Origin of the sequence: Streptomyces rishiriensis, assembly GCF_030815485.1 — a bacterium.
GTDB classification, from domain to species: Bacteria; Actinomycetota; Actinomycetes; order Streptomycetales; family Streptomycetaceae; genus Streptomyces; species Streptomyces rishiriensis_A.
This window is the reverse complement of the sequence record NZ_JAUSWV010000002.1, coordinates 5024534-5048007: the sequence shown is the minus strand read 5'-3', so window position 1 is coordinate 5048007 and position 23474 is coordinate 5024534. Positions and strand designations below refer to the sequence as shown.

The 23474-nt window shown below is 70.0% G+C and carries 24 protein-coding genes, 1 tRNA gene and 1 pseudogene; 9 read left to right on the top strand and 17 right to left on the bottom strand.

What is annotated here, in order from left to right:
• Window positions 1-12: 12 nt before the first annotated feature.
• A complete protein-coding gene (locus tag QF030_RS24985) occupies window positions 13-234 on the bottom strand; it encodes a hypothetical protein (RefSeq protein ID WP_307164871.1) in 222 nt (73 codons plus the stop codon).
• 98 nt (window positions 235-332) lie between these two features.
• Between QF030_RS24985 and QF030_RS24980 the strand changes: the two genes are divergently transcribed.
• Window positions 333-680, top strand: coding sequence for a hypothetical protein (locus QF030_RS24980; protein ID WP_307164870.1), 348 nt, complete (start codon window positions 333-335; stop codon window positions 678-680).
• A gap of 87 nt (window positions 681-767) precedes the next feature.
• On the opposite strand, the gene QF030_RS24975 is transcribed toward QF030_RS24980, so the two are convergent.
• Window positions 768-849, bottom strand: a tRNA-Tyr gene (locus QF030_RS24975).
• 223 nt (window positions 850-1072) lie between these two features.
• Here QF030_RS24975 and QF030_RS24970 point away from each other — a divergent pair.
• A complete protein-coding gene (locus QF030_RS24970) occupies window positions 1073-1561 on the top strand; it encodes a YajQ family cyclic di-GMP-binding protein (RefSeq protein WP_307164869.1) in 489 nt (162 codons plus the stop codon).
• Window positions 1562-1667: 106 nt separating this feature from the next.
• On the opposite strand, the gene QF030_RS24965 is transcribed toward QF030_RS24970, so the two are convergent.
• A complete protein-coding gene (locus QF030_RS24965) occupies window positions 1668-1934 on the bottom strand; it encodes a GlsB/YeaQ/YmgE family stress response membrane protein (RefSeq protein ID WP_307164868.1) in 267 nt (88 codons plus the stop codon).
• 186 nt (window positions 1935-2120) lie between these two features.
• On the opposite strand from QF030_RS24965, the gene QF030_RS24960 reads away from it, so the two are divergent.
• Window positions 2121-3374 carry an APC family permease gene (locus tag QF030_RS24960; RefSeq protein ID WP_307164867.1) on the top strand — a complete coding sequence of 418 codons (1254 nt, stop codon included), beginning with the start codon at window positions 2121-2123 and terminating at the stop codon, window positions 3372-3374.
• An 84-nt stretch (window positions 3375-3458) separates the two neighbouring features.
• On the opposite strand, the gene QF030_RS24955 is transcribed toward QF030_RS24960, so the two are convergent.
• Window positions 3459-4058, bottom strand: coding sequence for an SMI1/KNR4 family protein (locus QF030_RS24955; RefSeq protein ID WP_307164866.1), 600 nt, complete (start codon window positions 4056-4058; stop codon window positions 3459-3461).
• Between the two features lie 184 nt (window positions 4059-4242).
• The gene (locus tag QF030_RS24950) at window positions 4243-4533 is read right to left on the bottom strand and encodes a YccF domain-containing protein (RefSeq protein WP_373428911.1); all 291 of its coding nucleotides are present in this window, start codon (window positions 4531-4533) and stop codon (window positions 4243-4245) included.
• Between the two features lie 117 nt (window positions 4534-4650).
• Here QF030_RS24950 and QF030_RS24945 point away from each other — a divergent pair, with 117 nt between their 5' ends.
• Genes QF030_RS24945 through QF030_RS24935 form a run of 3 tightly spaced genes read left to right on the top strand, consistent with a single transcriptional unit; the run spans window position 4651 to window position 7490 of the window.
• Window positions 4651-5052 (top strand): YccF domain-containing protein, encoded by a 402-nt coding sequence (locus tag QF030_RS24945; RefSeq protein ID WP_307164865.1) that lies wholly within the window; start codon window positions 4651-4653, stop codon window positions 5050-5052.
• 44 nt (window positions 5053-5096) lie between these two features.
• Window positions 5097-5669 (top strand): replication initiator, encoded by a 573-nt coding sequence (locus QF030_RS24940; RefSeq protein ID WP_307167684.1) that lies wholly within the window; start codon window positions 5097-5099, stop codon window positions 5667-5669.
• A gap of 12 nt (window positions 5670-5681) precedes the next feature.
• Window positions 5682-7490 carry a recombinase family protein gene (locus tag QF030_RS24935; protein WP_307167683.1) on the top strand — a complete coding sequence of 603 codons (1809 nt, stop codon included), beginning with the start codon at window positions 5682-5684 and terminating at the stop codon, window positions 7488-7490.
• Here QF030_RS24935 and QF030_RS24930 read toward each other — a convergent pair.
• From QF030_RS24930 to QF030_RS24875, 12 genes and pseudogenes are all read right to left on the bottom strand, one after another.
• A pseudogene (locus tag QF030_RS24930) lies at window positions 7456-7584 on the bottom strand (YccF domain-containing protein); the annotation flags it as partial. The gene QF030_RS24935 and the pseudogene QF030_RS24930 overlap by 35 nt on opposite strands.
• Complete coding sequence (gene htpX / locus QF030_RS24925) at window positions 7581-8444, bottom strand: zinc metalloprotease HtpX (RefSeq protein ID WP_307164864.1); 864 nt, start codon at window positions 8442-8444, stop codon at window positions 7581-7583. The pseudogene QF030_RS24930 and the gene htpX, both read right to left, overlap by 4 nt.
• Window positions 8445-8646: 202 nt before the next feature.
• Window positions 8647-10182, bottom strand: coding sequence for an NADH-quinone oxidoreductase subunit N (locus QF030_RS24920; protein ID WP_307164863.1), 1536 nt, complete (start codon window positions 10180-10182; stop codon window positions 8647-8649).
• Window positions 10179-11777: a complex I subunit 4 family protein gene (locus QF030_RS24915; RefSeq protein ID WP_307164862.1), complete on the bottom strand. Its 1599-nt coding sequence runs from the start codon at window positions 11775-11777 to the stop codon at window positions 10179-10181. Before QF030_RS24915 ends, QF030_RS24920 begins: the two co-directional genes overlap by 4 nt.
• 6 nt (window positions 11778-11783) lie before the next feature.
• Window positions 11784-13778, bottom strand: a complete 1995-nt coding sequence (locus tag QF030_RS24910) for an NADH-quinone oxidoreductase subunit 5 family protein (protein ID WP_307164861.1) — start codon at window positions 13776-13778, stop codon at window positions 11784-11786.
• Window positions 13775-14176 (bottom strand): NADH-quinone oxidoreductase subunit NuoK, encoded by a 402-nt coding sequence (gene nuoK, locus QF030_RS24905; RefSeq protein WP_307164860.1) that lies wholly within the window; start codon window positions 14174-14176, stop codon window positions 13775-13777. Before nuoK ends, QF030_RS24910 begins: the two co-directional genes overlap by 4 nt.
• Window positions 14176-14835, bottom strand: coding sequence for an NADH-quinone oxidoreductase subunit J family protein (locus QF030_RS24900; RefSeq protein ID WP_307164859.1), 660 nt, complete (start codon window positions 14833-14835; stop codon window positions 14176-14178). The genes nuoK and QF030_RS24900 overlap by 1 nt, the downstream gene beginning before the upstream one ends.
• Window positions 14832-15416, bottom strand: coding sequence for a NuoI/complex I 23 kDa subunit family protein (locus QF030_RS24895; RefSeq protein WP_307164858.1), 585 nt, complete (start codon window positions 15414-15416; stop codon window positions 14832-14834). The genes QF030_RS24900 and QF030_RS24895 overlap by 4 nt, the downstream gene beginning before the upstream one ends.
• Window positions 15416-16384 carry a complex I subunit 1/NuoH family protein gene (locus QF030_RS24890; protein WP_307164857.1) on the bottom strand — a complete coding sequence of 323 codons (969 nt, stop codon included), beginning with the start codon at window positions 16382-16384 and terminating at the stop codon, window positions 15416-15418. Before QF030_RS24890 ends, QF030_RS24895 begins: the two co-directional genes overlap by 1 nt.
• Window positions 16381-17865, bottom strand: coding sequence for an NADH-quinone oxidoreductase subunit C (locus QF030_RS24885; RefSeq protein ID WP_307164856.1), 1485 nt, complete (start codon window positions 17863-17865; stop codon window positions 16381-16383). Before QF030_RS24885 ends, QF030_RS24890 begins: the two co-directional genes overlap by 4 nt.
• Complete coding sequence (locus tag QF030_RS24880) at window positions 17862-18608, bottom strand: NADH-quinone oxidoreductase subunit B (protein ID WP_307164855.1); 747 nt, start codon at window positions 18606-18608, stop codon at window positions 17862-17864. Before QF030_RS24880 ends, QF030_RS24885 begins: the two co-directional genes overlap by 4 nt.
• A complete protein-coding gene (locus QF030_RS24875) occupies window positions 18599-19006 on the bottom strand; it encodes an NADH-quinone oxidoreductase subunit A (RefSeq protein WP_307164854.1) in 408 nt (135 codons plus the stop codon). The genes QF030_RS24880 and QF030_RS24875 overlap by 10 nt, the downstream gene beginning before the upstream one ends.
• Before the next feature lie 197 nt (window positions 19007-19203).
• On the opposite strand from QF030_RS24875, the gene QF030_RS24870 reads away from it, so the two are divergent.
• The 3 genes from QF030_RS24870 (at window position 19204) to QF030_RS24860 (ending at window position 23375) form a co-directional block, all read left to right on the top strand.
• A complete protein-coding gene (locus tag QF030_RS24870) occupies window positions 19204-20499 on the top strand; it encodes a sensor histidine kinase (RefSeq protein WP_373428802.1) in 1296 nt (431 codons plus the stop codon).
• A gap of 250 nt (window positions 20500-20749) precedes the next feature.
• Window positions 20750-22144, top strand: a complete 1395-nt coding sequence (locus QF030_RS24865) for a sensor histidine kinase (RefSeq protein ID WP_307164853.1) — start codon at window positions 20750-20752, stop codon at window positions 22142-22144.
• Window positions 22145-22715: 571 nt separating this feature from the next.
• On the top strand, window positions 22716-23375 hold the full coding sequence (locus QF030_RS24860; RefSeq protein ID WP_307167681.1) for a response regulator transcription factor: 660 nt from the start codon (window positions 22716-22718) through the stop codon (window positions 23373-23375).
• The last annotated feature ends 99 nt before the right edge of the window (window positions 23376-23474 follow it).

Here is a 23474-nt window from a genome sequence, read left to right as displayed (position 1 = left end):
CTGGAAGAGGCGCTAGAAGAGGGGCAGCTGTCCCGGAAAATCCGGGACCACATACCCGTCCAACGACGGCTGGGCGGCGCCCAGTTGCGCCGGGCTGCGGGAGCCGGGGCAGGAGACGAGGTCCCCGGTCCCGCGCGCCCCCGGCGGGTCGTGCCGGGCGAACCGTCCGGCGACGACGGCGATCTCGCGACGGCATACGGGACACGTTCTACGGCGGCTGGACGCGCTGGACATGTGATCAGTCTGCCCCAGTGGGCCACGCGGGTACCCCGCGACGGGACGCGCCCCGCTCGCCGCGCGGAAGTGCGGCCGGCTCCTTAGCATCCGTACACGTGGCACATACCTTCGAGGAACTCGTGGAGAAGCAACGCGCGGCCGACGAGGCACACGCGAGGGTCGAAGCGCTGCGGGACACGTACGGCGCACCCACGGCCACCCCCTGGCCGGAGATCCAGACCGACACCTACGAAACCGCCTGGCGCGCATGGCGCGACCTCGCCCGCGATGTCCAGGCCGCGGTGACCGAACATGCCAAGGACGAGAACAGACCACGCAACGACATCGAGGCGGAGGTGAAAAGAGCGGCGAAGACACCCTCGCCGGAAGCCCCCGAACCCCGGGACGCCCCGGCAGATCCGGAAGACCCGACAGACCCGACAGACCCGGCCGAAGGGAGGTGAAGCGCGCCGCCGCCCAGGCTTTCCCGCATACGAAGAAACCCCTCCGCTCTGCGTTTCCGCAGTTCGGAGGGGTTACCTCTCTCAGCGTGGCGGCGCCAGGATTCGAACCTGGGAAGGCTGAGCCGGCAGATTTACAGTCTGCTCCCTTTGGCCGCTCGGGCACACCGCCGGGTTTGCCGCCTGTTCGAACCGCTTTTCGGCGGTGCTCCCTGGCAACGACGTAAACGATACCCGATGCCCAGGGGTGCTTCGCCACCTGATTCCTCGCTGCCCGGAGGGAGCGGGGTGACTAGGCTTGTCCGGATGCGGCCCGGGACCACGCCGGGCTCGGCGGTCGCCCACGTACGCCGATACGCACCTGACACGCACCCCGATACAAGGAGCCACAGGACATGGCCGACTCCAGTTTCGACATCGTCTCGAAGGTCGAGCGGCAGGAGGTCGACAACGCCCTCAACCAGGCCGCCAAGGAAATCTCGCAGCGCTACGACTTCAAGGGCGTCGGCGCCTCGATCTCGTGGTCCGGCGAGAAGATTCTGATGGAGGCGAACTCCGAGGACCGGGTGAACGCCGTCCTCGACGTCTTCCAGTCCAAGCTGATCAAGCGCGGGATCTCGCTCAAGGCGCTGGACGCGGGCGAGCCCCAGCTCTCCGGCAAGGAGTACAAGCTCTTCGCGGAGATCAAGGAAGGCATCTCCCAGGACAACGCGAAGAAGGTCGCGAAGCTCATCCGCGACGAGGGCCCCAAGGGCGTGAAGGCCCAGGTGCAGGGCGAGGAACTGCGTGTCAGCTCCAAGAGCCGCGACGACCTCCAGACCGTCATCACCCTGCTCAAGGGCCAGGACTTCGACTTCGCCCTTCAGTTCGTGAACTACCGGTAGCCGGCCGACCGGAGGCGAGCCGGCCAGCCACGAGCCGGCCAGTTGTACGCAAGGGTGGGCGCCCGTCGGGTGCCCACCCTTCTCGTCCGGCCCGCCGCGCAGGCGCTCAGTCGCGCGAGTTGCCGAACAGCAGGCGGTAGACGATCAGCAGCACCAGCGAACCGCCGATCGCCGCGGCCCAGGTCGCGCCGTCGTAGAAGTCCTTGGTGACGGGGTGGTCCAGCCAGCGGGCCGATATCCAGCCGCCGATGAACGCGCCCGCGACGCCGATGAGGGTCGTGCCGATGAAGCCGCCCGGGTCGCGGCCCGGAAGCAGGACCTTGGCGATGACTCCGGCCAACAACCCCAGAATGATCCAGCTGATGATGCTCATGCCCTGAACCTGCCCTTCCGTGCTGTGCCCGCGCTGTCCGGGCACTGTGATGTCACTCGCTCCGGACGGGCTGTGCTCGTTTCCGTCACCCCCCGCGTCCTGCGTCGCACGCGAGTTCGGCTCGTGTCGATGACGACGACGTCCTGAGGACACACGCTGGTTCCCCCGATCACTAGGGTGCGGTCCATGACACAGTCCGGATCACGCGCCGAACTGCGGCGGACACTGGGCCTCGGCGACGCCGTGGTCATCGGGCTCGGCTCGATGATCGGCGCCGGCGTCTTCGCGGCGCTCGCTCCCGCCGCACAGGCCGCGGGTTCCGGGCTGCTGCTCGGACTCGCGCTCGCCGCGCTGGTCGCCTACTGCAACGCCATGTCGTCCGCACGGCTCGCCGCGCTGTATCCCGCCTCGGGTGGCACGTACGTGTACGGGCGCGAGCGGCTCGGCGCGTTCTGGGGGTATCTGGCGGGCTGGTCGTTCGTGGTCGGGAAGACGGCCTCCTGTGCGGCGATGGCTCTGACGGTCGGTGCGTACGTGTGGCCGGGGCAGGCGCACGCGGTGGCGGTCGCGGCCGTGGTGGCGCTGACCGCGGTGAACTACGGCGGCGTCCGGAAGTCGGCCTGGCTGACGCGGGCGATCGTGGCGGTGGTTCTGGCGGTCCTCGCTTCCGTGGTGGTCGTGTGCCTGGGCTCCGGCGCGTCCGACGACGGGCGGCTGGACGTCGGGATCTCCCACGGTGTCGGAGGGGTGCTGACCTCCGCCGGTCTGCTGTTCTTCGCCTTCGCCGGGTACGCCCGCATCGCCACGCTGGGCGAAGAGGTGCGTGACCCGGCGCGCACCATCCCCCGCGCGATCCCCCTGGCCCTGGGCATCGCTCTGGTCGTGTACGCGGGTGTGGCGGTCGCTGTCCTCTCCGTGCTGGGGCCGGGCGATCTCGGGCGGGCAGGGGCCCCGTTGGCCGACGCGGTGCGGGCGGCGGGGGTGCCCGGGCTGGTGCCGGTGGTGCGGATCGGGGCCGCCGTGGCGGCGCTGGGCTCGCTCCTCGCCCTCGTCCTGGGCGTCTCACGTACGACACTGGCCATGGCACGGGACCGGTATCTGCCCGGCGCCCTGGCCGCCGTGCATCCGCGCTTCCAGGTACCGCACCGGGCCGAGCTCACCGTGGGCGCGGTGGTCGCGGTCCTGGCCGCCACGGTGGATGTCCGGGGCGCGATCGGTTTCTCCTCCTTCGGCGTGCTGACGTACTACGCGGTGGCCAATGCGTCGGCCTGGACGCTCGATCCGGCCCCGGCGAAGCGGGTGCTGCCCGCGGTGGGGCTCCTGGGCTGCGTCGCGCTCGCGTTCGCGTTGCCTAGAACCTCGGTGGCCGTGGGGGCGGGGGTGCTGGCGGTGGGCGTGCTCGCCTACGGGATACGGCGGCGCTGGGCGGGGTCGCGGTAGCCGCGAGAGGGTGACGACGGAGGGCGAGGGGCAGCTGCCCGGGCAACGGGTCCGTGGCAGGAGGGCCGCTACGGCGCCGTCGCCTCAGGCGGCCGCCGTGCGTATGCGGAACTCGGTCCAGGGGGTCGGTTCCAGGTCGTCGCCCAGGGTGCCGTACCAGCCCGTGCCGTCCAGCCGGGCGTGCAGCCAGGCAGTGGGGCGGGGGGCGTCGACGAGCCAGGGGTGCAGCCACGTAGTGGGGCCGAGGGCGTCGACGAGCCATGCGTGGTCGGGGTCGCCGGGGTTCGGCTCGCAGGGCAGCACCGTAGCCCGCGGGGAGCGGCAGTCCACGCAGGCGTACATCGCGCAGCCCCAGTGGGATATCGGCAGGACGCCCTCGGGCCAGGGCCGGTCGGGATCTTCGTGACCGCTTTCGCGGTTGGCGAGGTACGGGCTGACGGCGGCGGGTTCACCGGCCGGCAAGCTGTCGAGCAGGGGCAGCAGGCCGTACTCCGAGCGGAATCCGCCGTCCCCAGTACGCAGGTAGGGGTCGGCGAGCAGTGGCGGCAGGGGGAAGCCGAGGGCGGCCTCGGCACGGGCCACGGTGGCCGCGTCCACGGGGTCGGGGAACGAAGGCCGGTCGCAGGGGCGGGTGCTGGCCGCCTCGGCCGCCGCCCTTGCCCACAACTGCTCGTTCTCGGTCATGCGTTCATGATGCAGTCCGCCACTGACAACCGGACCGGCCTGTGGACAACCCGCCGCTTGTGGACAACCGGCGAGCGCCCGGGCGTCGTCGAGCGAACGGGGACGACCGGCGGGCCGCTGTCGCGAACGGCGGCCCGCCGGTTACTGACGGGCTGTGGCCGACGAACGGATCGGACTCGGTCCGTCAGCGCGCCGCGAACGGTTGGTCGGTGGGCACGATCTCGCGGCCCAGCGGGAAGAGCGAGACCGGAATCAGCTTGAAGTTCGCGACGCCGAACGGGATGCCGATGATGGTCAGGCAGAGGAGGAGGCCGGTGACGATGTGCCCGATGGCGAGCCACCAGCCGGCGAGCACCAGCCAGAGCACATTGCCGAGGCAGGAGGGCGCGCCCGCGTCACGACGCTCGATCGTCGTGTAGCCGAAGGGCCACAGCGCGTAGTCGCCGATCCGAAATGCGGCGATTCCGAACGGGATCGTCTCCGAGGGTTCCCGATCACGCTACAAGGGCGCTGCGGTTCCGCCTGAACGCCTGACCGGCTGATACTGGTGACAGCAGGCATGCCGATGGACCGACCTGGAGAGGTACCGACCATGAAGCTCTTCAACCTGCTGTTGAACATCATCTGGCTTTTCTTCTGTGGCATCTGGATGGCGATCGGCTACCTGATCGCGGCGCTGATCTGCTTCGTCTTGATCATCACCATCCCGTTCGGCATCGCGTCCCTACGCATCGCCGGCTTCGTCATCTGGCCGTTCGGCCGCACCACAGTGGATCGGCCGGGTGCTGGGGCAGGGTCCTTCATCGGGAACGTGATCTGGGTGATCTTCGCGGGCTGGTGGCTGGCTCTGGCCCACCTGGTCACGAGCATCCCGCTGTTCCTGTCGATCATCGGCATCCCGTTCGGGTGGGCCAACCTGAAGCTGATCCCGATCTCGCTCATGCCTCTCGGACGAGAGGTTATCTCTTCAGACGAAGGTTTCGGATCTCGTTGAGAGGCATCACCATGCCTTATTGCGGGCGGTAACCGGACAGAGCGATCAACTGGGGCGCACAGATCGACATCCGCTCACTGCGCTCCGACGGCGACGGTCCCGACGATGACGCCGTAGCTGCGTACGTTGCCAAGTACGTCACCAAGGGCGCGGACAAGACCGGCGTCGGCACCGACCGCACGGTCACCACGTTGGACGACATAGCGACGGCTCCCGTGAGCGAACACGTCCGCACCCTCGTGCGGGCCTGCTGGCGGCTCGGCGGCCTCCGCGAATACGAGCCGCTACACCTGCTCGTCTGCCGAGCGGGCGTTACTCCTGCGCATCCTGTTCGGACCGCAGGCACGTCGACGGACAAACTCCAAGAAGCCCGACGGAATGTCAGATCCCCGAGTTACCTTGGGAGTTCAGACAAACGCCCCGGCAGCGGCTGCCACCGCCCCGGGGCTGGCCGACTGACTAGGAGTCGACATGTCTCATGTAAGCACACCCCTGTCTTCAGCCATCGAGACCGCTGCCCGGACGGTCGGCACACGCTCGCTGCGTGCGGTCGACTACCTACGCGTCTCGACCGAAGAGCAGAAGAAGAGGTACGGCGTAGCCAGGCAGAGCCGTAAAACCACTCGGCAATCGCGCTCAAGCAGTGGACTCATGTCGGCACCTACAAAGACGAGGGTGTCTCGGGCTCCCTGGAAGCGGCTGACCGTCGGGACCTGAAGCGGCTCATGGATGACGCCCAGCAGACTCCGCGTCCCTTCGACATCGTGGTCGTGCCGGACGGCCGTGTGATCGGACGTAAGAGCCGCGCCTTCTGGCGTTGGGTCTGGGCTCTGGAAGACATCGGGGTCTTCGTCGCCGTCGTCGCCGACGACTACGACAACACCACCACCGAGGGGCGCAAGAAGATGCGCCGGGATGCCGATTACGCCGAGACCGAATGGGAGACGATCCGCGACCGCACTCAAGGTGGCTTGCAGGAGAAGGCAGAGCTGACGCCGGCCGCTCATATCGGCGGCCGAGCTCCCTACGGATACCGCATCGCCAACAAGGGCACCCCCGGCTCGTACCTCGTGATCGACGAGGATGAGGCAAAGGTCATCAAGCACGTGTACGACTTGGTGGTCGGCGAGGGACTCAACCTTCGCAAGGCCACCGTTCGGCTCATCAGCGAAGGGATCACGGCCCGCTCCGGTAAGACCTGGACGCGCGACAATCTCCGAGATCGCATCATGTCAGCGCCGGTACTCGACGCCACCCTCGTCTTCCGTGGGAAGCATGCCCAGAGGGATGAGAAGGGCGACCCCATCTGGGGCGACTCCGTCAGGATCGAATTGCCTCGGATCCTGACCGAGGAACAGAGTGAAGAGCTACGGCGCAAGGTCGCCGAGACGGCGAAGCACAGCAGCGGCAAACGGTGGGTCTACCCGCTGAGTGGTCGGGTTGTCAGCCTCTGCGGGAAGGGCCACTCGGGATTCGGCTATGCAGCGGATCGGGAAGTTGCCCGGTTCTACCGCTGCATCGGCAATGGGCCCAAAGACCTTGCCCAAGAGTCTTGCGGCTGCTCGCGCATCGATGCGGATGCACTTGAGAAGCACGTGTGGAAGCACGTCACCGCGATCGTGAGCGACAGCGAAAGGCTGCAAGAGCTCGCGGCCGAGTGGATCGGGATGGCGGCCGGGGACACGGCTGCCCTGGTCGACCGGATCGCCGACCTCGACCAGCAGATCGAGGGCATGAACGCGTCCATGGCGGCCGTCATCGTCGCAGCCGCCAAGCAGAGCAAGTCTTCGGACGCCATCGAAGCTGCTACGGCAGTGCTGAACGAGGAACTTCAGCAGCTCCAGAATCTGCGCGACGAAGCGGCCGAATGGCTGGCGGAGATGGAGGAGTCCGATAGGTACGCCCGCGATCTCATCGCGCTGGCGAGCATGGCGAAGAACTCGTTCCCGGACATGGCCCCTGAGCAGCAAGCGGCCATCTTGTCCATGCTGGAGTTGAAGGTCACCATCACCGGCCCGGTGCCTGACGACCGTCGTGGCGGTGTCCCCTGCACTGTGCGGGCTTGGTACGCCGCCGCCGGCCTTACCGTCCCTGCTGCTGCGCTCTCCGACGAGGAGTGGGCAAGGGTCGCTCCCCTACTCCCGAAGGGGCGCGGGGGCACGGTCCGCCGTTCCGTAGACGCCATCTTCTACAAGGCGCGGACGGGCAAGTCGTGGCCCAACGTGCTCAAGGAAACCGGTGCCACGATCCAAGCCTCGAAGCACTTCAACGCCTGGACGTCGGACGGCACCTGGAGCCGTGTGAACGCTGCCATGGCGGACGTGGAACAGGTCCCTCTCCCGGAGCTCCAGCTACTGCCCTCGATGGTCATCGAAGGGCGGGTCGACCCGAGCGCGATGCTGAACGCAGAAGAACGATCCCGAAGGGAATGCCGATGATCGTGATGCAGAGCAGCAATCCGGCGGCCAGGTACGCGAGGAACAGCCAGAATCCGCTCAGGATCAGCCAGATGACGTTCAGGATGGTCTTCACTGGTGGCGACCTGCCATTTTCTCGAGCCGGGCGATACGGTCCGCCATCGGCGGGTGCGTCGAGAACATCTTGGAGAGTCCCTGGCCCGGGCGGAAGGGATTCGCGATCATCATGTGGCTCGCGGTCTCGATGCGCGGCTCCGGAGGCAGCGGAAGCTGCTTGGTGCCTGTCTCCAGTTTGCGCAGCGCGCTCGCGAGGGCCAGCGGGTCACCGGTGAGCTGGGCGCCCGAGGTGTCCGCCTCGTACTCCCGGGAGCGGCTGATGGCGAGTTGGATGACGCTGGCGGCGAGCGGGCCGAGAATCATGATCAGAAGCATGCCGAGGATGCCGGGACCGTCGTCGTCGTCCGAACGGCCGATCGGGATCAGCCAGGCGAAGTTGACGAGGAACATGATCACGGAGGCGAGCGCGCCGGCGACCGAGGAGATGAGGATGTCCCGGTTGTAGACGTGACTGAGCTCGTGGCCGATGACGCCTCGCAGTTCACGCTCGTCGAGGAGGCGCAGAATGCCTTCCGTGCAGCACACGGCGGCGTTGCGCGGGTTGCGGCCGGTGGCGAAGGCGTTGGGTGCCTCTGTCGGGGAGATGTACAGGCGGGGCATGGGCTGACGGGCCTGGGTGGAGAGCTCGCGGACCATCCGGTACAGGGCGGGAGCCTCGAACTCGCTCACCGGGCGGGCACGCATCGCGCGTAGGGCCAGCTTGTCGCTGTTCCAGTACGCGTACGCGTTGGTGCCGAGAGCGATCAGGACCGCGACGATCAGGCCCATGCGGCCGAAGAAGCTGCCGATGACGATGATGAGTGCGGACAGTCCCCCGAGGAGTACTGCGGTCCTGAGCCCGTTGTGCCGGCGGTGCACGGTACGCCCTCCAAGTCGTGCAGCAGGGGAACCCTTTGCTTGCGAGTCTTGCTCCTGTGCGGTGGCACTGTGTCGTGGTGTCACTTCCAGTGCACCTTCCCGTACTGGTCAACGCCAGGCGGCAGGCACTAGTTCCCTTGTGCCTGCGGGCATGGGCGTGGGCCGTCCGGGTGAGGACGGGGGCATGCGTGCGCGTGCGGGCTCAGAAGAGGCCGGTGTCGGTGAAGCGCAGGACCAGCTGGGGTGCTCCCGAGAGGGCGATGCCGAGGGCCGCGGTGAGGGTGATCGCGGCGGTGAGCGGGGCGGGGACGCGGTGCTTCTCGGGCTCGCCCTCGGGGGCGCGGAAGAGCAGCGCCGTCCACTGGAGGTAGTAGTAAAGGGCGATCACCACGTTGACGGCCATGACGACCGCGAGCCAGCCGAGGCCCGCGTCGACGGCCGCCGAGAAGACGGTGACCTTGGCGAAGAGACCGATGATGCCCGGCGGCAGTCCGGCGAGGCAGAGCAAAAAGAAGGCCAGGATGAGGGCTGCCGCCGGGTTCTTCGCGTAGAGGCCCCGGTAGTCCGTGATCCGGTTCGTCGCGCTGGTACGGCCCACCAGGGCGGCCACCGCGAAGGCGCCCAGGTTCACGGCGGCGTACATGAGGGCGTAGGCGACGGTGGAGCCGATGGCGTGCTCGGCGTCGTCGGTGTACGCGGCTGCGGCGATCGGGACGAGGAGGTAGCCGGCCTGGCCCACGGAGGACCAGGCGAGCAGGCGTACGGCGCTGTACGCGCGCGTGGCTTGCTGGCGGAGGGCGCCGACGTTGCCGACGGTCATGGTGAGGGCGGCCAGGGTGGCCAGGGCGGGGCCCCAGACGTCGGCGTACGAGGGGAAGCCGATGACGGTGACGAGGATGAGGCCGGAGAAGCCGACCGCCTTGCCGACGACCGACAGGTAGGCGGCGATGGGCAGGGGGGCGCCGACGTAGGTGTCGGGGACCCAGAAGTGGAAGGGGACGGCGGCCGTCTTGAAGGCGAAGCCGATGAGGGTGAGGATCACGCCGGTCTGGGCCAGGGTGTCCAGTCGGCCGTCGACGTGCTGGATGCGGTCGGCGACCTGGGTGAGGTAGAGGGTTCCCGTCGTCGCGTACACGAAGCTGATGCCCAGAAGGGTGACGGTGGTCGCGGTCACGGACGACAGGAAGAACTTCAGGGCCGCCTCGGAGGACTTGCGGTCACCGTGCCGGATGCCGACGAGGGCGAAGGCGGGCAGGGAGGCGACCTCCAGGGCGACGACAAGGGTGGCGAGGTCGCGGGAGGCGGGCAGCAGGGCGGCACCGGCGGCGGAGGACAGCAGCAGGAACCAGAACTCCCCTTCGGGAAGTCGCCCGCGCGCGTCCTTCAGGGCGGTGACCGACAGCAGGGCCGCCAGGAGCGCTCCCCCGAGCACCAGGAACTGGATGACGAGGGTGAAGCGGTCTGCCGTGTAGCTGCACACGCGCGGGTCGCCGGTCAGGCAGAAGGTGGAGCGGTCGCCGTCCAGGAGAGGCAGGAGGAGGGCCGTGGAGGCGGCGAGCCCTCCGACCGAAAGCCAGCCGAGGAGCGGTTTGCGGGCATCGCCGACGAAGAGGTCGGCGACGAGGACGACGAGGGCGACGACCGCCGCGAGGGTGGGCGGTGCGATGGCCGTCCAGTCGACGGACTGGACGACCGACTCGGCCAGGGGCCGGAACACGGGTTGGGCCAGGGCGCTCATCGGGTGCCTCCTGCGAGGAGCTGCTGCACGGCCGGGTCGGTCAGCCCGAGGAGGGCCTTCGGCCACAGACCGGCGACGACGGTGAGGGCGACGAGCGGGGCCCAGGCCGCGAACTCGTAGGTCTGTACGTCGGCGAGGCGTGGGGCGTCCCTCGGGACGACGCCCATGCAGACGCGGCGGACCACGACGAGCAGGTACGCGGCCGTCAGCAGGGTGCCGAACGCGGCGATCGCCATGAAGGTGAGGAAGGCGGGGCGGCTGAGGTCGTCGGCGGGGTCGAAGGCGCCGAACAGGGCCAGCATCTCGCCCCAGAAGCCGGCGAGGCCCGGCAGACCGAGTGAGGCGACGGCGGCGAAGGCGAGGAGGCCGCCGAGGCGGGGGGTCCTGCCGTACAGCGCGGCGCCGGTCTGCTCGGCGAGGGTGTCCAGATCGGTGGTGCCGGTGCGGTCCTTCAGCGCTCCGACCAGGAAGAAGAGCAGTCCGGTGATGAGGCCGTGGGCGATGTTGGCGAACAGGGCGCCGTTCACGCCGGTCGGGGTCATGGTCGCGATGCCGAGCAGGACGAAACCCATGTGGCCGACGGAGGAGTAGGCGATGAGGCGTTTGAGGTCGCCCTTCGCGCCCTGCTTGGCGAGGGCCAGGCAGGCCAGTGATCCGTAGATGATCCCGACGACGGCGAACGCGGCGAGGTAGGGCGCGAAGGTGCGGAAGCCCTCCGGCGCGACGGGCAGCAGGATCCGGACGAACCCGTACGTGCCCATCTTCAGCAGCACTCCGGCCAGCAGGACGGAACCGACGGTCGGGGCGGCGGTGTGGGCGTCGGGCAGCCAGCTGTGCAGCGGCCACATCGGGGTCTTGACGGCGAGCCCGATCCCGATCGCGAGAACGGCGATGACCTGTACGGATGTGGTGAGCGACCGGCCGTTGTCAGTGGCGAGTGCCACCATGTCGAAAGTGCCCGCCTTGATTCCGATCAGGAGCAGGCCGAGCAGCATGACCACGGATCCGAGCAGGGTGAAGAGGATGAACTTCCAGGCGGCCTGGGTCCGGCCCGCGCCGCCCCAGCGGGCGATGAGGAAGTACATCGGGACGAGGACCATCTCGAAGGCGAGGAAGAACAGCAGCAGGTCGAGGACGGCGAAGGCCGCGAGGGTGCCGGACTCCAGGACGAGCACGAGCGCGACGAAGGCTTTCGGGGACGGGTCCGCGATCTGTGGCGTGGGCGGCTGATGCTGCCGCTTGAAGTAGGAGTACACCGCGCAGAGGAAGGTCAGCAGCGCGGTCAGGACCAGCAGGGGGAGAGAGATGCCGTCGATGCCGAGGTGGATGCGCACGTCGAGTGCGGGGATCCAGCTGATGTCCGTGGTGGCCTGCATCTTCGACGGATGGTCGTGGTCGAAGCCGAGCGCGAGGACGATCGCGGCGACGAGGATCGCGCCGGTCACGGTCATGCCGTGGCGCAGCACGGCCTGCTCGGGTGACTTCCCCTTCAGTCCGGGCGGAGCCGGCAGGAGAGCGGCGGCTGCGCCGAGGAGTGGGCCGACCACGATGAATGCCAGAAGGAACTGCAGCACGGACTCGTTGATATCGATCACGCCCGCTCACGCTCCCGAAGCGACGAGAAGGGCGGCGACCGCCAGGACGACGGTGCCGGCGAGCAGCGCGCTCACATAGGTCTGGAGGTTGCCGGTCTGGGCGCGCCGTACGGCGGCCCCCAGCCAGCGGGGCAGGGCGCCCGCGCCACGCACGTAGGTGTCGACGACCTCGCGGTCGAGGAACCGGACGAGGCTCGCGCCGGCTTGGACCGGGCGGACGAACAGCGCCTGGTACGCGGCGTCGAGGTGGAACCCGGCTGCGGCGTGGGGGTGCAGCGGGCCGAGCAGGAGCCGTCCGGGGTCCGCCGGGTCGGGGGCGGAGGCCACGTCTCCGTAGGCCGGCGCGTGCGTCGCGATCGCCTCCGCCTCGACGAGTCCCGGGTCGCCCTCGGGGTGTGCGGCGACCGCGCCCAGGGGTACGCGGGTGGCCGGACCCAGGAGATGGCGCCAGGCGGCGTACATGACGAGTCCACCGGCCAGGGCCACACCCGTGCCGAGGACGGACGTCGTGAGGGTCGGGGCGAGGTCGTTGCCGTCGAACCAGTGGGGCAGGGAGCGGTAGGCGAGCCCGCCGAGGGCGAGGGACGGCACGGCCAGGACCCACAGCACCACGGTCATGGTCAGGGGTTGACGGCCGTGATCGGGGGCCTCGGTGCCCCGGCCGTAAAAGGTCAGCAGCCACAGGCGGGTCGCGTAGGCGGCCGTGAGGAGGGCGGTGAGCAGTCCGGCGACGAGGACGATCCAGCCCGCGGCACCGGGTGCGTGCTCGGTGTGGCCCGCGGTGATGTGCTCGGCGGCACCGAGCACCGACTCCTTGGAGAAGAAGCCGCTGAACGGCGGGATCGCGGCGAGCGCGAGAAGCGCCACGGTCATCGTCCAGTAGGCGTCGGGAATGCGGTCCCGCAGGTGGCTCATGCGGGACATGGCCGCCAGTGAGTTGGTGCCGGCGGCGTGGATGATCACGCCGGCCGCGAGGAACAGCAGCGCCTTGAAGGCGCCGTGCGAGAGGAGGTGGAAGACGGCGGCACCCCGGTCGCCGAGTGCGAGGGCGCCGGTCATGTAGCCGAGCTGGCCGATCGTCGAGTAGGCGAGGACCCGCTTGATGTCGTCCTGGGCGAGGGCCGCCAGACCCGAGCCGACCATGGTGACGGCGGCCATCGCGGCGAGGGTCACCATCGCGGCCGAGGACGCCTCGAAGACCGGGAGGAGACGGGCGATGAAGTAGACGCCGGCGGCGACCATCGTCGCGGCGTGGATCAGCGCGGAGACGGGTGTGGGGCCCGCCATCGCGTCCGGGAGCCAGGTGTGCAGGGGGAACTGCGCGGACTTGCCTGCCACGCCCGCCAGGAGCAGCAGGGCGACGAGCGTCGGGTGGTCGAGCCCGCCGTGGGCGACGGTGGCGAGGATCTGCGTGATCCGGAAGGACCCGGCGTCGGTGGCGAGGGCGAACAGGCCGATGAGGAAGGGGACGTCACCGAGTTTGGTGACGAGGAAGGCCTTGATGGAGGCGGCGCGGGCCTCCGGGGTCTCCCAGTAGTGGCCGACGAGGAAGTAGGAGCAGATGCCCATGACTTCCCAGCCGACCAGCAGCACGATCAGGTCGCCGGAGTAGACGACGAGGAACATCGCGGAGGTGAAGAGGGAGACGAGCGCGGCGTACGAGGGGTAGCGGGGGTCCTCGCGCAGGTAGCCGGTCGAGTAGATCTGCACACAGGTGGCGACGAGGCCGACCAGGACGGCGACGAGGGCGGCGAAGCCGTCGATGTACAGGGCCAGCTCGATCGGGATCGAGCCGGTGGGGGTCAGTTCGGTGGCCGCGGTGACGGTCGCGTCTCCGCCCTGGCGCACGGCGACGATCGCGGCCAGTGCGAGCGCGGCGAGCGTCGGCAGGATGGCGAGCGGGCGTACGAAACCCGGCGCGGTGCGGCCCAGCAGCAGTCCGGCGGCCGCGCCCAGGAACGGGAGGAGGGGGACGAGGACGGCGAGGGTGGTCGTGGTCACGCGGTGGCCTCAGCCTTCTCGGCGGCCGTTCCGGTCGCGGTGGTGTCGCTGTCGGGGCCGTCGGCCGCGGGGCTCTCGTGGCCTTCGGCGGTGTCGCGGAGACGGTCGATGTCCGCGGTGCCCCGGTTGCGGTGGACGGCGAGGACGATCGCCAGGCCGATGCCGATCTCGGCGGCGGCGATGGCGATGGTGAACAGGGTCAGGGCCTGACCGGAGTGCAGGGTCTCCTCGGCGGTCGTGCTGAGCCAGACGTCGAAGGCGACCAGGTTGAGGTTGACGGCGTTGAGCATCAGCTCGACCGACATCAGGACGAGGATCGCGTTGCGGCGGGCGAGTACGCCGTACAGGCCGGTGCAGAACAGAAGGGCGGACAGGACGGCGGGATAGGCGAGGTGCATCAGCGGGTGCCTTCCTGCTCGGCCGGGTTCTCCCGGGCATCCGGAACAGAAAGAGAACTCTCTGTGACGGGTCGGGAACTCTCGGTGGCGGCTCGGGAGTTCACAGGGGGAGAGCTCGACTCCGCCTTCGCCCTGCGGGACAGGACGATCGCGCCGACCAGTGCCGCGAGGAGAAGGACGGAGAGGGCCTCGAAGGGAAGGACCCAGTTCTGGAAGAGGCTCGCGCCCGTGGCCTCGGTGGAGCCGGCGGCCGGACCTTCCAGGTCGATCCAGGTGGCCCGGAAGGCGTCCACGACCACCCAGACGAGCGCGGCTGCCGCGGCGACGGCCACCGCGAGAGCGGCCCAGCGGTTGCCTGAGTCCGCGTCCGGAGAGCGGCCGATGGGGGCCTTGGTGAGCATCAGACCGAAGAGGAGGAGCACGACGACGGAACCGACATAGATGAGGACCTGCACCCAGGCGATGAACTCGGCGGTGAGCAGGAGGTACTCGACGGCGAGGCCGCCGAGGGTGACCACGAGCCACAGGGCGGCGTGCACCAGCTGCCTGGTGGTCACGGTGACGAGGGCGGCGCCGAAGGTGACCAGCCCGACGAGCAGGAAGGCGATCTCGACACCGGTCGGGGAGAGGAAGCCGTGGTGTGCCTGAGCGAGGGTCACGACTCTCCTCCCTGGGGTGCGTTCGGCTCGGCGGCCGGGGGTGCGTTCGACTCGGCCTGGGCTGCCGCCAGCTTCTCGGCCGTCTTGCGGGCGGCCGCGATCTCCTTCGGCTCCTCGGCGGCGGGGTCGAGGGCGGGTGGGGCCGGGACGGTCCACATCCACTCGCGGAGCTTGTCGCGTTCGTGGGTCAGTTCGTGGATGTCGGTCTCGGCGTACTCGAACTCCGGTGACCAGAACAGAGCGTCGAAAGGACAGACCTCGATGCAGATACCGCAGTACATGCACAGGGCGAAGTCGATGGCGAAGCGGTCGAGGACGTTGCGGCTGCGCTCGCGGCCGCCCGGGGCGGCGGGCGGGACCGTCTCCTTGTGGGAGTCGATGTAGATGCACCAGTCGGGGCACTCACGGGCGCAGAGCATGCAGACCGTGCAGTTCTCCTCGAACAGGCCGATGACGCCACGGGTACGGGGCGGAAGTTCGGGCTGGGCGTCCGGGTACTGCTCGGTGACGGTCTTGCGCGTCATCGTGCGGAGGGTGACGGCCAGACCCTTGGCGAGGCCACTGCCGGGGATGGGGGCCATTACCGGATCACCACCTTGACGATGCCGGTGAGGGCGATCTGAGCGAGGGAGAGGGGGACGAGGAGGGTCCAGGAGAGCTTCTGAAGCTGGTCCTCGCGCAGGCGGGGGTAGGTGACGCGCAACCAGATCACGAGGAAGGCGAGGACGGCCGCCTTGAGCAGGGTCCAGACCCAGCCGAGGCCGTCTGCGCCCCAGGGGCCGTGCCAGCCGCCCAGGAAGAGGACGGTGGTCAGGCCGCACAGGACGACGATTCCCGCGTACTCGGCGAGGAGGAAGAGGGCGAAGCGCAGACCCGTGTACTCGGTGTACGCGCCGAAGATGATCTCCGAGTCGGCGACGGGCATGTCGAAGGGGGGCCGCTGCAGCTCGGCGAGACCCGCGACGAAGAAGACGATGGCGCCGGTGATCTGCCAGGGCAGCCACCACCACTCGAAGGCGTCGACGATGCCGGGCAGGGAGACCGTGCCCGCCGCCATCGCCACCGAGGCGGCGGTGAGCAGCATCGGAAGCTCGTAGGCGAGGAGCTGGGCGGCGGTACGCAGGCCGCCGAGAAGGGAGAACTTGTTGGCACTGGCCCAGCCGGCCATGAGGGAGCCGAGCACGCCGACGCCCATCACCGCGAGCACGAAGAAGATGCCCGCGTCCACGACCTGGCCGACGGCGCCTTCGCCCGGGCCGATGGGAATGGCGAGCAGCACCAGGAGGTACGGGAGGAGGGCCACGGCCGGCGCGAGCTGGAAGATACGGCGGTCCGCGCCCGCGGGGACGATGTCCTCCTTCTGGACGAACTTGACGCCGTCCGCGACGAGCTGGGCCCAGCCGTGGAAGCCGCCCGCGTACATCGGCCCCAAGCGGCCCTGCATGTGGGCCATGACCTTGTGCTCGGCCTGACCGACGATCAGGGGAAAGGTGAGGAAGACGACGAAGACGACCAGGAGTCGCAGGGCGACGTCGAGAGCGTCGTTCACTGCGGGCCTCCTGTGGGGTTCTCGGGGGCGGGGGGTTCCGTGCCGTCGGCAGGGGCCGTCGCGCCACGGGTGGGCGAAGGCTTCCCGACGGAGTCCGGCTGCTCGGACGCAGCCTGCTCAACGGCGCCCTGCCCGGCGGCGCCCTGCGGGTCCGGAGCCGCGCCCCGGTTCGGCTCCGGCCTCTTGTCCGGCTCTGCCGCCGATGGCCGGTCCCCCGGCTGCTGATCGGGCTTCTGCTGCCGGTCCGAAACCGACTCCTGCTCCGGCTCCGGCTCCGGCGCGGGAGTGTGGTCCGACTTCGGCTTCTGGCCCTGCTCCCCCATCGGTTCCCGTCGCTCGCTCGGCTCTGGGGTCTGCTGCCGCTCGTCGAAAGCCGGTCGGGCGTGATGCCAGGGCGCGTCGGAGCTACGGGGGGCCGTGGAGGCGCGGGGCGGGGTGTCGGGGGATGTCGAGGTCGTCGGAGGCTGGGTGCGCTGGGAGGCCGAGCCCTGGGAGGCGCTGCGCGCGCGGCGCGGTCCTGCCGGATCCTGCGGGGCCGTCTCGGGGACCGTCGGTTCCTTCGGCGCGGCGGGCCCGGATCCTGCGGGGCCGGATGCGGGCTCGGATGCGGGCTCGGCTCCTGCGGTAGTCGGGGAGTCCGTGGTGCTCGTCCGTTGTGACGCAGAGCCGGCGCTCGCGCTTCGGGCGCGGCGGGGTCCGGCCGGAGTCGAGGGACCTGAAGAAACCGGAGAAGCAGGAGAGGCAGCAGAGGCTGGCGAGGTCTGTGGGGGTGGGGAAGTCGGGGAGGTTTCCGGGGCTGGGGAGGGCGGCTGGCTGGCTGAGCCTTCCGATGCTGTGCGGGCGCGGCGGACCGGGCGGTCGCCTGCCGCGCGCCCCGCCGCCGCTCGGGCCGGGCGGGCCGGGGCGGGCGGGAGTTGGCCCTTCAGGGGGCCCCACTCGTTGGGGTCGGGGACGCCCGGGGGAAGCATCTGGCGGCGCTTGGGGCCGCCGTGCTCGGACTCCCCCGGCTCCTTCGCGCCCGGCCAGGCCTTGGCGACGCGGGCGGCGAGGACGAAGTCCTTGCGCAGGGGGTGGCCTTCGAAGGTCTCCGGGAGGAGGAGGTGGTTCAGGGCGGGGTGGCCCGCGAAGGTGACGCCGAACATCTCGTGCGTCTCGCGTTCGTGCCAGGCCGCACCGGCGTAGACGTCGATGGCGGAGGCGAGGGTCGGCGCCTCGTGCGGGATCGTCGTGCGCAGCAGCAGGCGACGCACCGGGGACAGGGCCACCACGTGCGCCGAGACGCGGAACCCCGTGCCCGGTTCGTCGACCGCGCTCAGCCAGTCGAAGTAGGTGCAGGTCAGGCGGTCGCGGGCCACGCGCAGAGCGTCGGTCCAGGACGTCGGCGGGACGTCGACCGTCAGGACGTCGTAGGACTCCTCGGCCGTGGCCTGGGGGCCGAAGAGCTCGTCGGCAGGAGCGGGGAGCCAGCCGATCGTGGTCATCGGCCCTCCTCCGACGGCGCGGAGGATTCGGCGGAGGGCGGCCGCACCAGGTCGCTCTGGAGGGCTGCCGGCGAGGGACGGGAGACGGCCGGGCGGGACGGGGCCGGGCCGTAGCGCTCGTGCAGGGACTCCCGGGCGATCTTCTCCTGGAGCTTGAGGATGCCCTGGAGAAGCGCCTCCGGGCGCGGCGGACAGCCCGGCACGTAGACGTCCACCGGGATGATCTGGTCGACGCCCTTCGTCACCGAGTACGAGTCCCAGTACGGGCCGCCGCAGTTGCTGCACGCGCCGAAGGAGATGACGTACTTCGGCTCGGGCATCTGCTCGTAGAGGCGCTTCACCGCCGGGGCCATCTTGTCCGTGACCGTGCCGGAGACGACCATCAGGTCGGCCTGGCGGGGGCCGGGCGCGAAGGGGATGACGCCGAGACGGATGAAGTCGTGGCGGGCCATCGACGCGGCGATGAACTCGATCGCGCAGCAGGCGAGGCCGAAGTTGAAGACCCAGAGCGAGTAACGGCGGCCCCAGTTCAGGATCACCTTCATCGGCTCCGGAGCCAGGCGGGCCAGGGTGCCCAGGCGCTTCGGCTCCGGCAGCGGAACAGGTTCCGAGGGCACCGGTTCGGGCCGCTCGGGCTGTCCGGGGTGTTCCGGCCGTCCGGGCTGCTCGGGGTGTCCCGGTCGTCCGGGCTGCTCGGGCTGGTCGGGCTGTTCCGGTGCATTCACTTTCGGCGTCACGTCCATGTCAGGACGCCCTTCTTGTAGGCGTACAGCAGGCCCACGGCCAGGAAGCCGAGGAAGATGAACATCTCCACGAGCGTGGCCGCGCCGTAGCCGGGGGCCGCGAAGACCGTCGCCCAGGGGAAGAGGAAGATCGAGTCGACCGCGAAGATCACGTAGAGGAAGGCGTAGACGTAGTAGCGGACCTGGGTGTGGGCCCAGCCCTCGCCCACGGGGTCGACGCCGCACTCGTACGTCAGGAGTTTCTCCGGGGTGGGGACCACCGGGCGCAACAGGTGCCCGGCCCCGAAGGCCACGGCGACGAACAGCACGCCGACGACGGCGAGCAGCCCGACGACGGAATAGGACTGGAAGTAGTCCGCCGCGAATTCCGCCGCGACATCGACGGTCCGTTCCCGCACGCCCGTCCCTCGCTCCCTGACCTCAGTCTCTTGGACCCAGGCCCGTCGACGATCTGTACGCACGGGAGTCTAGGCCCTGATAAAGGGACGGTAAGCAGCCCGTCGCGCCTGCTCTTGTGGGGCGGGGGTTTTCCCCCGGTCGAGGAAGGCAGCAGACCTCATGGCGCGTCGCCGTGCGGCGCGGCAGGCTAGCCCATATGACCGCTTCGACCAGCCGATCCGCCTCCGACCCCAGCAGCTCCCACACGGGGGGTACCCATCCGGGCGGCTTCCCACCGGGCGGCTCCCGTCCGGGAGCCGCTCCCCTCGCGACCGTCGTGCCGGTGCCGGGCGCGACCGGGAAGGACGGCGACCGTCTGCCTCCGGCCCGGTTCGCCTACGACCCGCAGACGTGGAAGGAGATCGCGCACCTTCTGACGAACCTGCCGATGTCGTTGATCGGGTTCACCTACGTGATGACGGTGATCGTCACCGGCGCTGCGATGACGGTCACCGTCATCGGGTTCCCGCTGCTCGCGCTGGGGCTCGCCGGGGCGCGGCTGATGGGCCGGTTCGAGCGGGGGCGGGCGCGTCTGCTGCTCGGGGTGCGCATCGACGAGCCGAGCCCGTTGCCGCTGCGCCGGGCGGGCGGGCTTTTCCAGCGGATGTGGCTCATGTTGAAGGACCCGGTGGCCTGGCGGACGGTGCTGTACGACCTCATCCGGTTGCCCTGGGGGGTCCTGACGTTCAGCGTGGTCGTTCCTTCGCTGTTCGTGCTGTGGCCGGTGCTGCCGTTCCTGGCGCGCGGGCTGACCAACGCGGACCGGGCGATGGTGCGGGCCCTGCTCTCCCCCTCCGACGAGCTGGAGCGGCGGATCGCGGAGCTGGAGTCGGACCGGGGGGTCGTGGTCGACACGGCGGCCGCCGATCTGCGGCGCATCGAGCGCGATCTGCACGACGGGGCGCAGGCCCGGCTGGTCAACCTGGCGATGGGGCTGGGCCTGGCTAAGGAGAAGCTGCTGGAGGGGCAGGCCGACGACGTCGTGGCGGCGATGGTGGAGGAGGCGCACGGCGAGGTGAAACTCGCGCTCCAGGAGCTGCGGGACCTGGCACGAGGCATCCATCCGGCGGTTCTGACCGACCGGGGGCTGGACGCGGCGCTGTCGTCCGTGGCCTCGCGCTGCACGGTGCCGGTGAAGGTGACCGCCGACCTGACGTCCCGACCGGCGCAGGCCATCGAGGGCATCGCCTACTTCACGGTTTCCGAGCTGCTCCAGAACGTCAGCAAGCACAGCGCGGCCCGGTCGGCCTCGGTCGACGTGTGGCGGACCGACGACCGGCTGCTCATCCAGGTGTGGGACGACGGCCGGGGCGGGGCGCGGCTCGACGGCGGGTCGGGGATGCGGGGGCTGGCGGAGCGGCTGGACGCCGTCGACGGGCTGTTCATCGTGGACTCGCCGACGGGGGGTCCCACGACGGTGACCGCGGAGTTGCCCTGGCGGAACCGCGGATAGCCGGGCACGGGCGGTGGCGCTGCGGGCAGCGGGTCGGCCGGATCGTGGTCCGGGACGGCCGGGCCGTGGGCGTGCGCACCACACGGCGGGCCGTGTCGGTGGTGCGCACCACCGACGCCGAGGGGGGTGGGGAAAACCCCCCTTCCAAGAGGCCGACGGACTCCATGGTCCGCGGGCCCGCCGCCGAGCAGGGTGGGAGGTACGGATCGACAGCTGGGCGACGAGCAGGACGAGCAGAACGGACGACGCGATGGCCACTCAGTACGGGCAGTACGGGCAGCCCGACCCATACGAGCAGCACGGGCGCCAGGACCAGTACGGGCCGGAGTACGGGCGCCGCGACGGTGGCCGCCGTCACCTGTTGCCGACGGGGTTGCGTGAGCCGCTCACTGCGCGTCACTGGCGGGAGCTCGCCTATGTCCTGCTCGGTCTGCCGATCGGCATCGTGCTGTTCACCTTCACGATCACGATGCTGTCGCTGGGGGCGGGCCTGCTGGTGACCTTCCTCGGCATTCCGGTGCTGGCGGCGGGACTGGCCGCGGGCCGGGGCTTCGCAGCGATGGAACGGGCCCGGGCGCGCGGGCTGCTCGGCCTGGAGGTGGCCGATCCCGAGCCGCTGAGGCCACGGGGCAGGGGTGCGATGGCCTGGATGGCCGCCGTCCTCAAGAGCGGCACGTCCTGGCGGCAGGCGCTGTACGCGGTGGTGCAGTTCCCGTGGGCGGTGTTCTCCTTCTGCGTCGCCGTGACCGTGTGGTCCTTCGGCTGGACCATGCTGACGTACCCGCTGTGGTTCTGGGTCTTCCCGATGTACGGCGGCCAGGGCGGGCTTCAGCTGTACGGCGACGAGCAGCACAGCGTCTACCTCGACAACCCCTTCGAGATCACCGTGACGGCGCTGGTGGGTCTGCTGATCACGCTGGCCACGCCGTGGATCGTCCGGGCCCTGACGACGGTGGACCGGCTGCTGGTGCACGGGCTGCTCGGGCCGTCGTCGCTGGGGGCGCGGGTGGTGGAGCTGGAGTCCGACCGGGGGGTCGTGGTGGACACGGCGTCCGCCGATCTGCGGCGCATCGAGCGCGATCTGCACGACGGGGCGCAGGCCCGGCTGGTAGCGCTGGCGATGGATCTTGGGCTGGCGAAGGAGAAACTGCGGGAGGATCCGCGGGCGGCGGCGCGGATGGTGGACGAGGCGCACGGTGAGGTGAAGACGGCGTTGCAGGAACTGCGGGACCTGGCGCGCGGCATCCATCCGGCAGTGCTGACGGACCGGGGACTGGACGCGGCGCTGTCGGCGGTGGCGTCGCGGTGCGTGGTTCCGGTGCGGGTGGAGGTGGATCTGGTGGAGCGGCCGGCGCCGGCGATCGAGGGGATCGCGTACTTCACCGTCTCGGAGCTGCTTCAGAACATCAGCAAGCACAGTCGGGCACGGTCGGCCTCCGTCGATGTCTGGCGGGCGGAGGACCGGTTGATGCTGCAGGTGGTGGATGACGGGGTCGGCGGAGCGGATGCCTCCGGCGGGGGGTCGGGGTTGGCCGGGCTCGCGGGGCGGTTGGACGCGGTGGACGGGATCCTGGTGGTCGATTCGCCGGCGGGCGGGCCTACCCGGGTGACCGCGGAGTTGCCCTGGCGCGGGGACGGAGTCTGAGGGGCGGGTCTCTTCGCCCCTGCCGCCCCTGGTCCTTCCCCTCACCGGGGGATGCCGCCCCCAGGCCCGCGGCCTCGATCCCCGATCCCCGATCCCCGATCCCCGATCCCCGATCCCCGATCCCCGATCCCCGATCCCCGATCCCCGATCCCCGATCCCCGATCCCCGACACGGTCCCCCTTGCCCCGTGCCCGTGCCCCGATCCGGAGCGTGTGTCCCCGCGTCCCCGCGTCCCCGCGTCCCCGGTCTGGGCTCCAGTGCCCCGGGCCGGGCGGGGGCCCTGACGCCCCAGGCACCCGTCCCCCGCTTGTCAGGCTCCCGTCTTCGAACTCGCCCGTCCGGGGTCGCGCCCGGGCGGGCCGCTGGACGTTGTCCTGTTCCTTGTTTCTCTCTTCGAGGCTCTCTTCGCGGCTCTCTCCGAGGCCGAAACCGGGCGGGTCAAGGCCTTGTTCGCGCCGTCCTCGGCGTGGGCCGGGCTTTCGGCGGGTGCAGACGGGCCACTTGCTGGAATGCTTGACTGGTTCTACCAACGGGGTGGACGGCTGGGGGGCCGAGGATCGTGGAGGACAGGGTGCGGGTGGTCATCGCCGAGGATTCGGTGCTGTTGAGGGAGGGGCTGACCCGGTTGCTGACCGACCGGGGGCATGAGGTGGTCGCCGGGGTCGGGGACGCGGACGCTCTGGTCAAGACCATCACCGAGCTCGGCGACGAGGGCGCGCTGCCCGATGTCGTCGTCGCGGACGTGCGGATGCCGCCGACCCACACGGACGAAGGGGTGCGGGCCGCCGTACAGCTGCGCAAGACGTATCCCGGGCTCGGGGTGCTGGTGCTGTCGCAGTACGTGGAGGAGCGGTACGCCACCGAACTCCTGGCCGGTTCCAGCCGCGGGGTCGGGTATCTGCTCAAGGATCGCGTGGCAGAGGTGCGGGAGTTCGTGGACGCCGTGGTCCGGGTCGCGCAGGGCGGTACCGCCCTCGATCCGGAGGTCGTCGCGCAGTTGCTCGGCCGGAGCAGGAAGCAGGACGTGCTGGCCGGACTCACCCCGCGGGAGCGCGAGGTCCTGGGGCTGATGGCCGAGGGGCGGACGAACTCCGCGGTCGCCCGGCAGCTGGTCGTCAGCGACGGGGCCGTGGAGAAGCACGTCAGCAACATCTTCCTGAAGCTCGGCCTCTCGCCGAGTGACGGGGATCACCGCCGCGTACTGGCGGTTCTCACCTACCTCAATTCCTAGCGAGATGGCACTGTGCCTTTCGTCGAGCGGGGGAACTCGGTGGAGGCGGCGCACAGGTGGTGGTGAACCGTGGTGTGATCCGGAGCGTCCACCGAAATC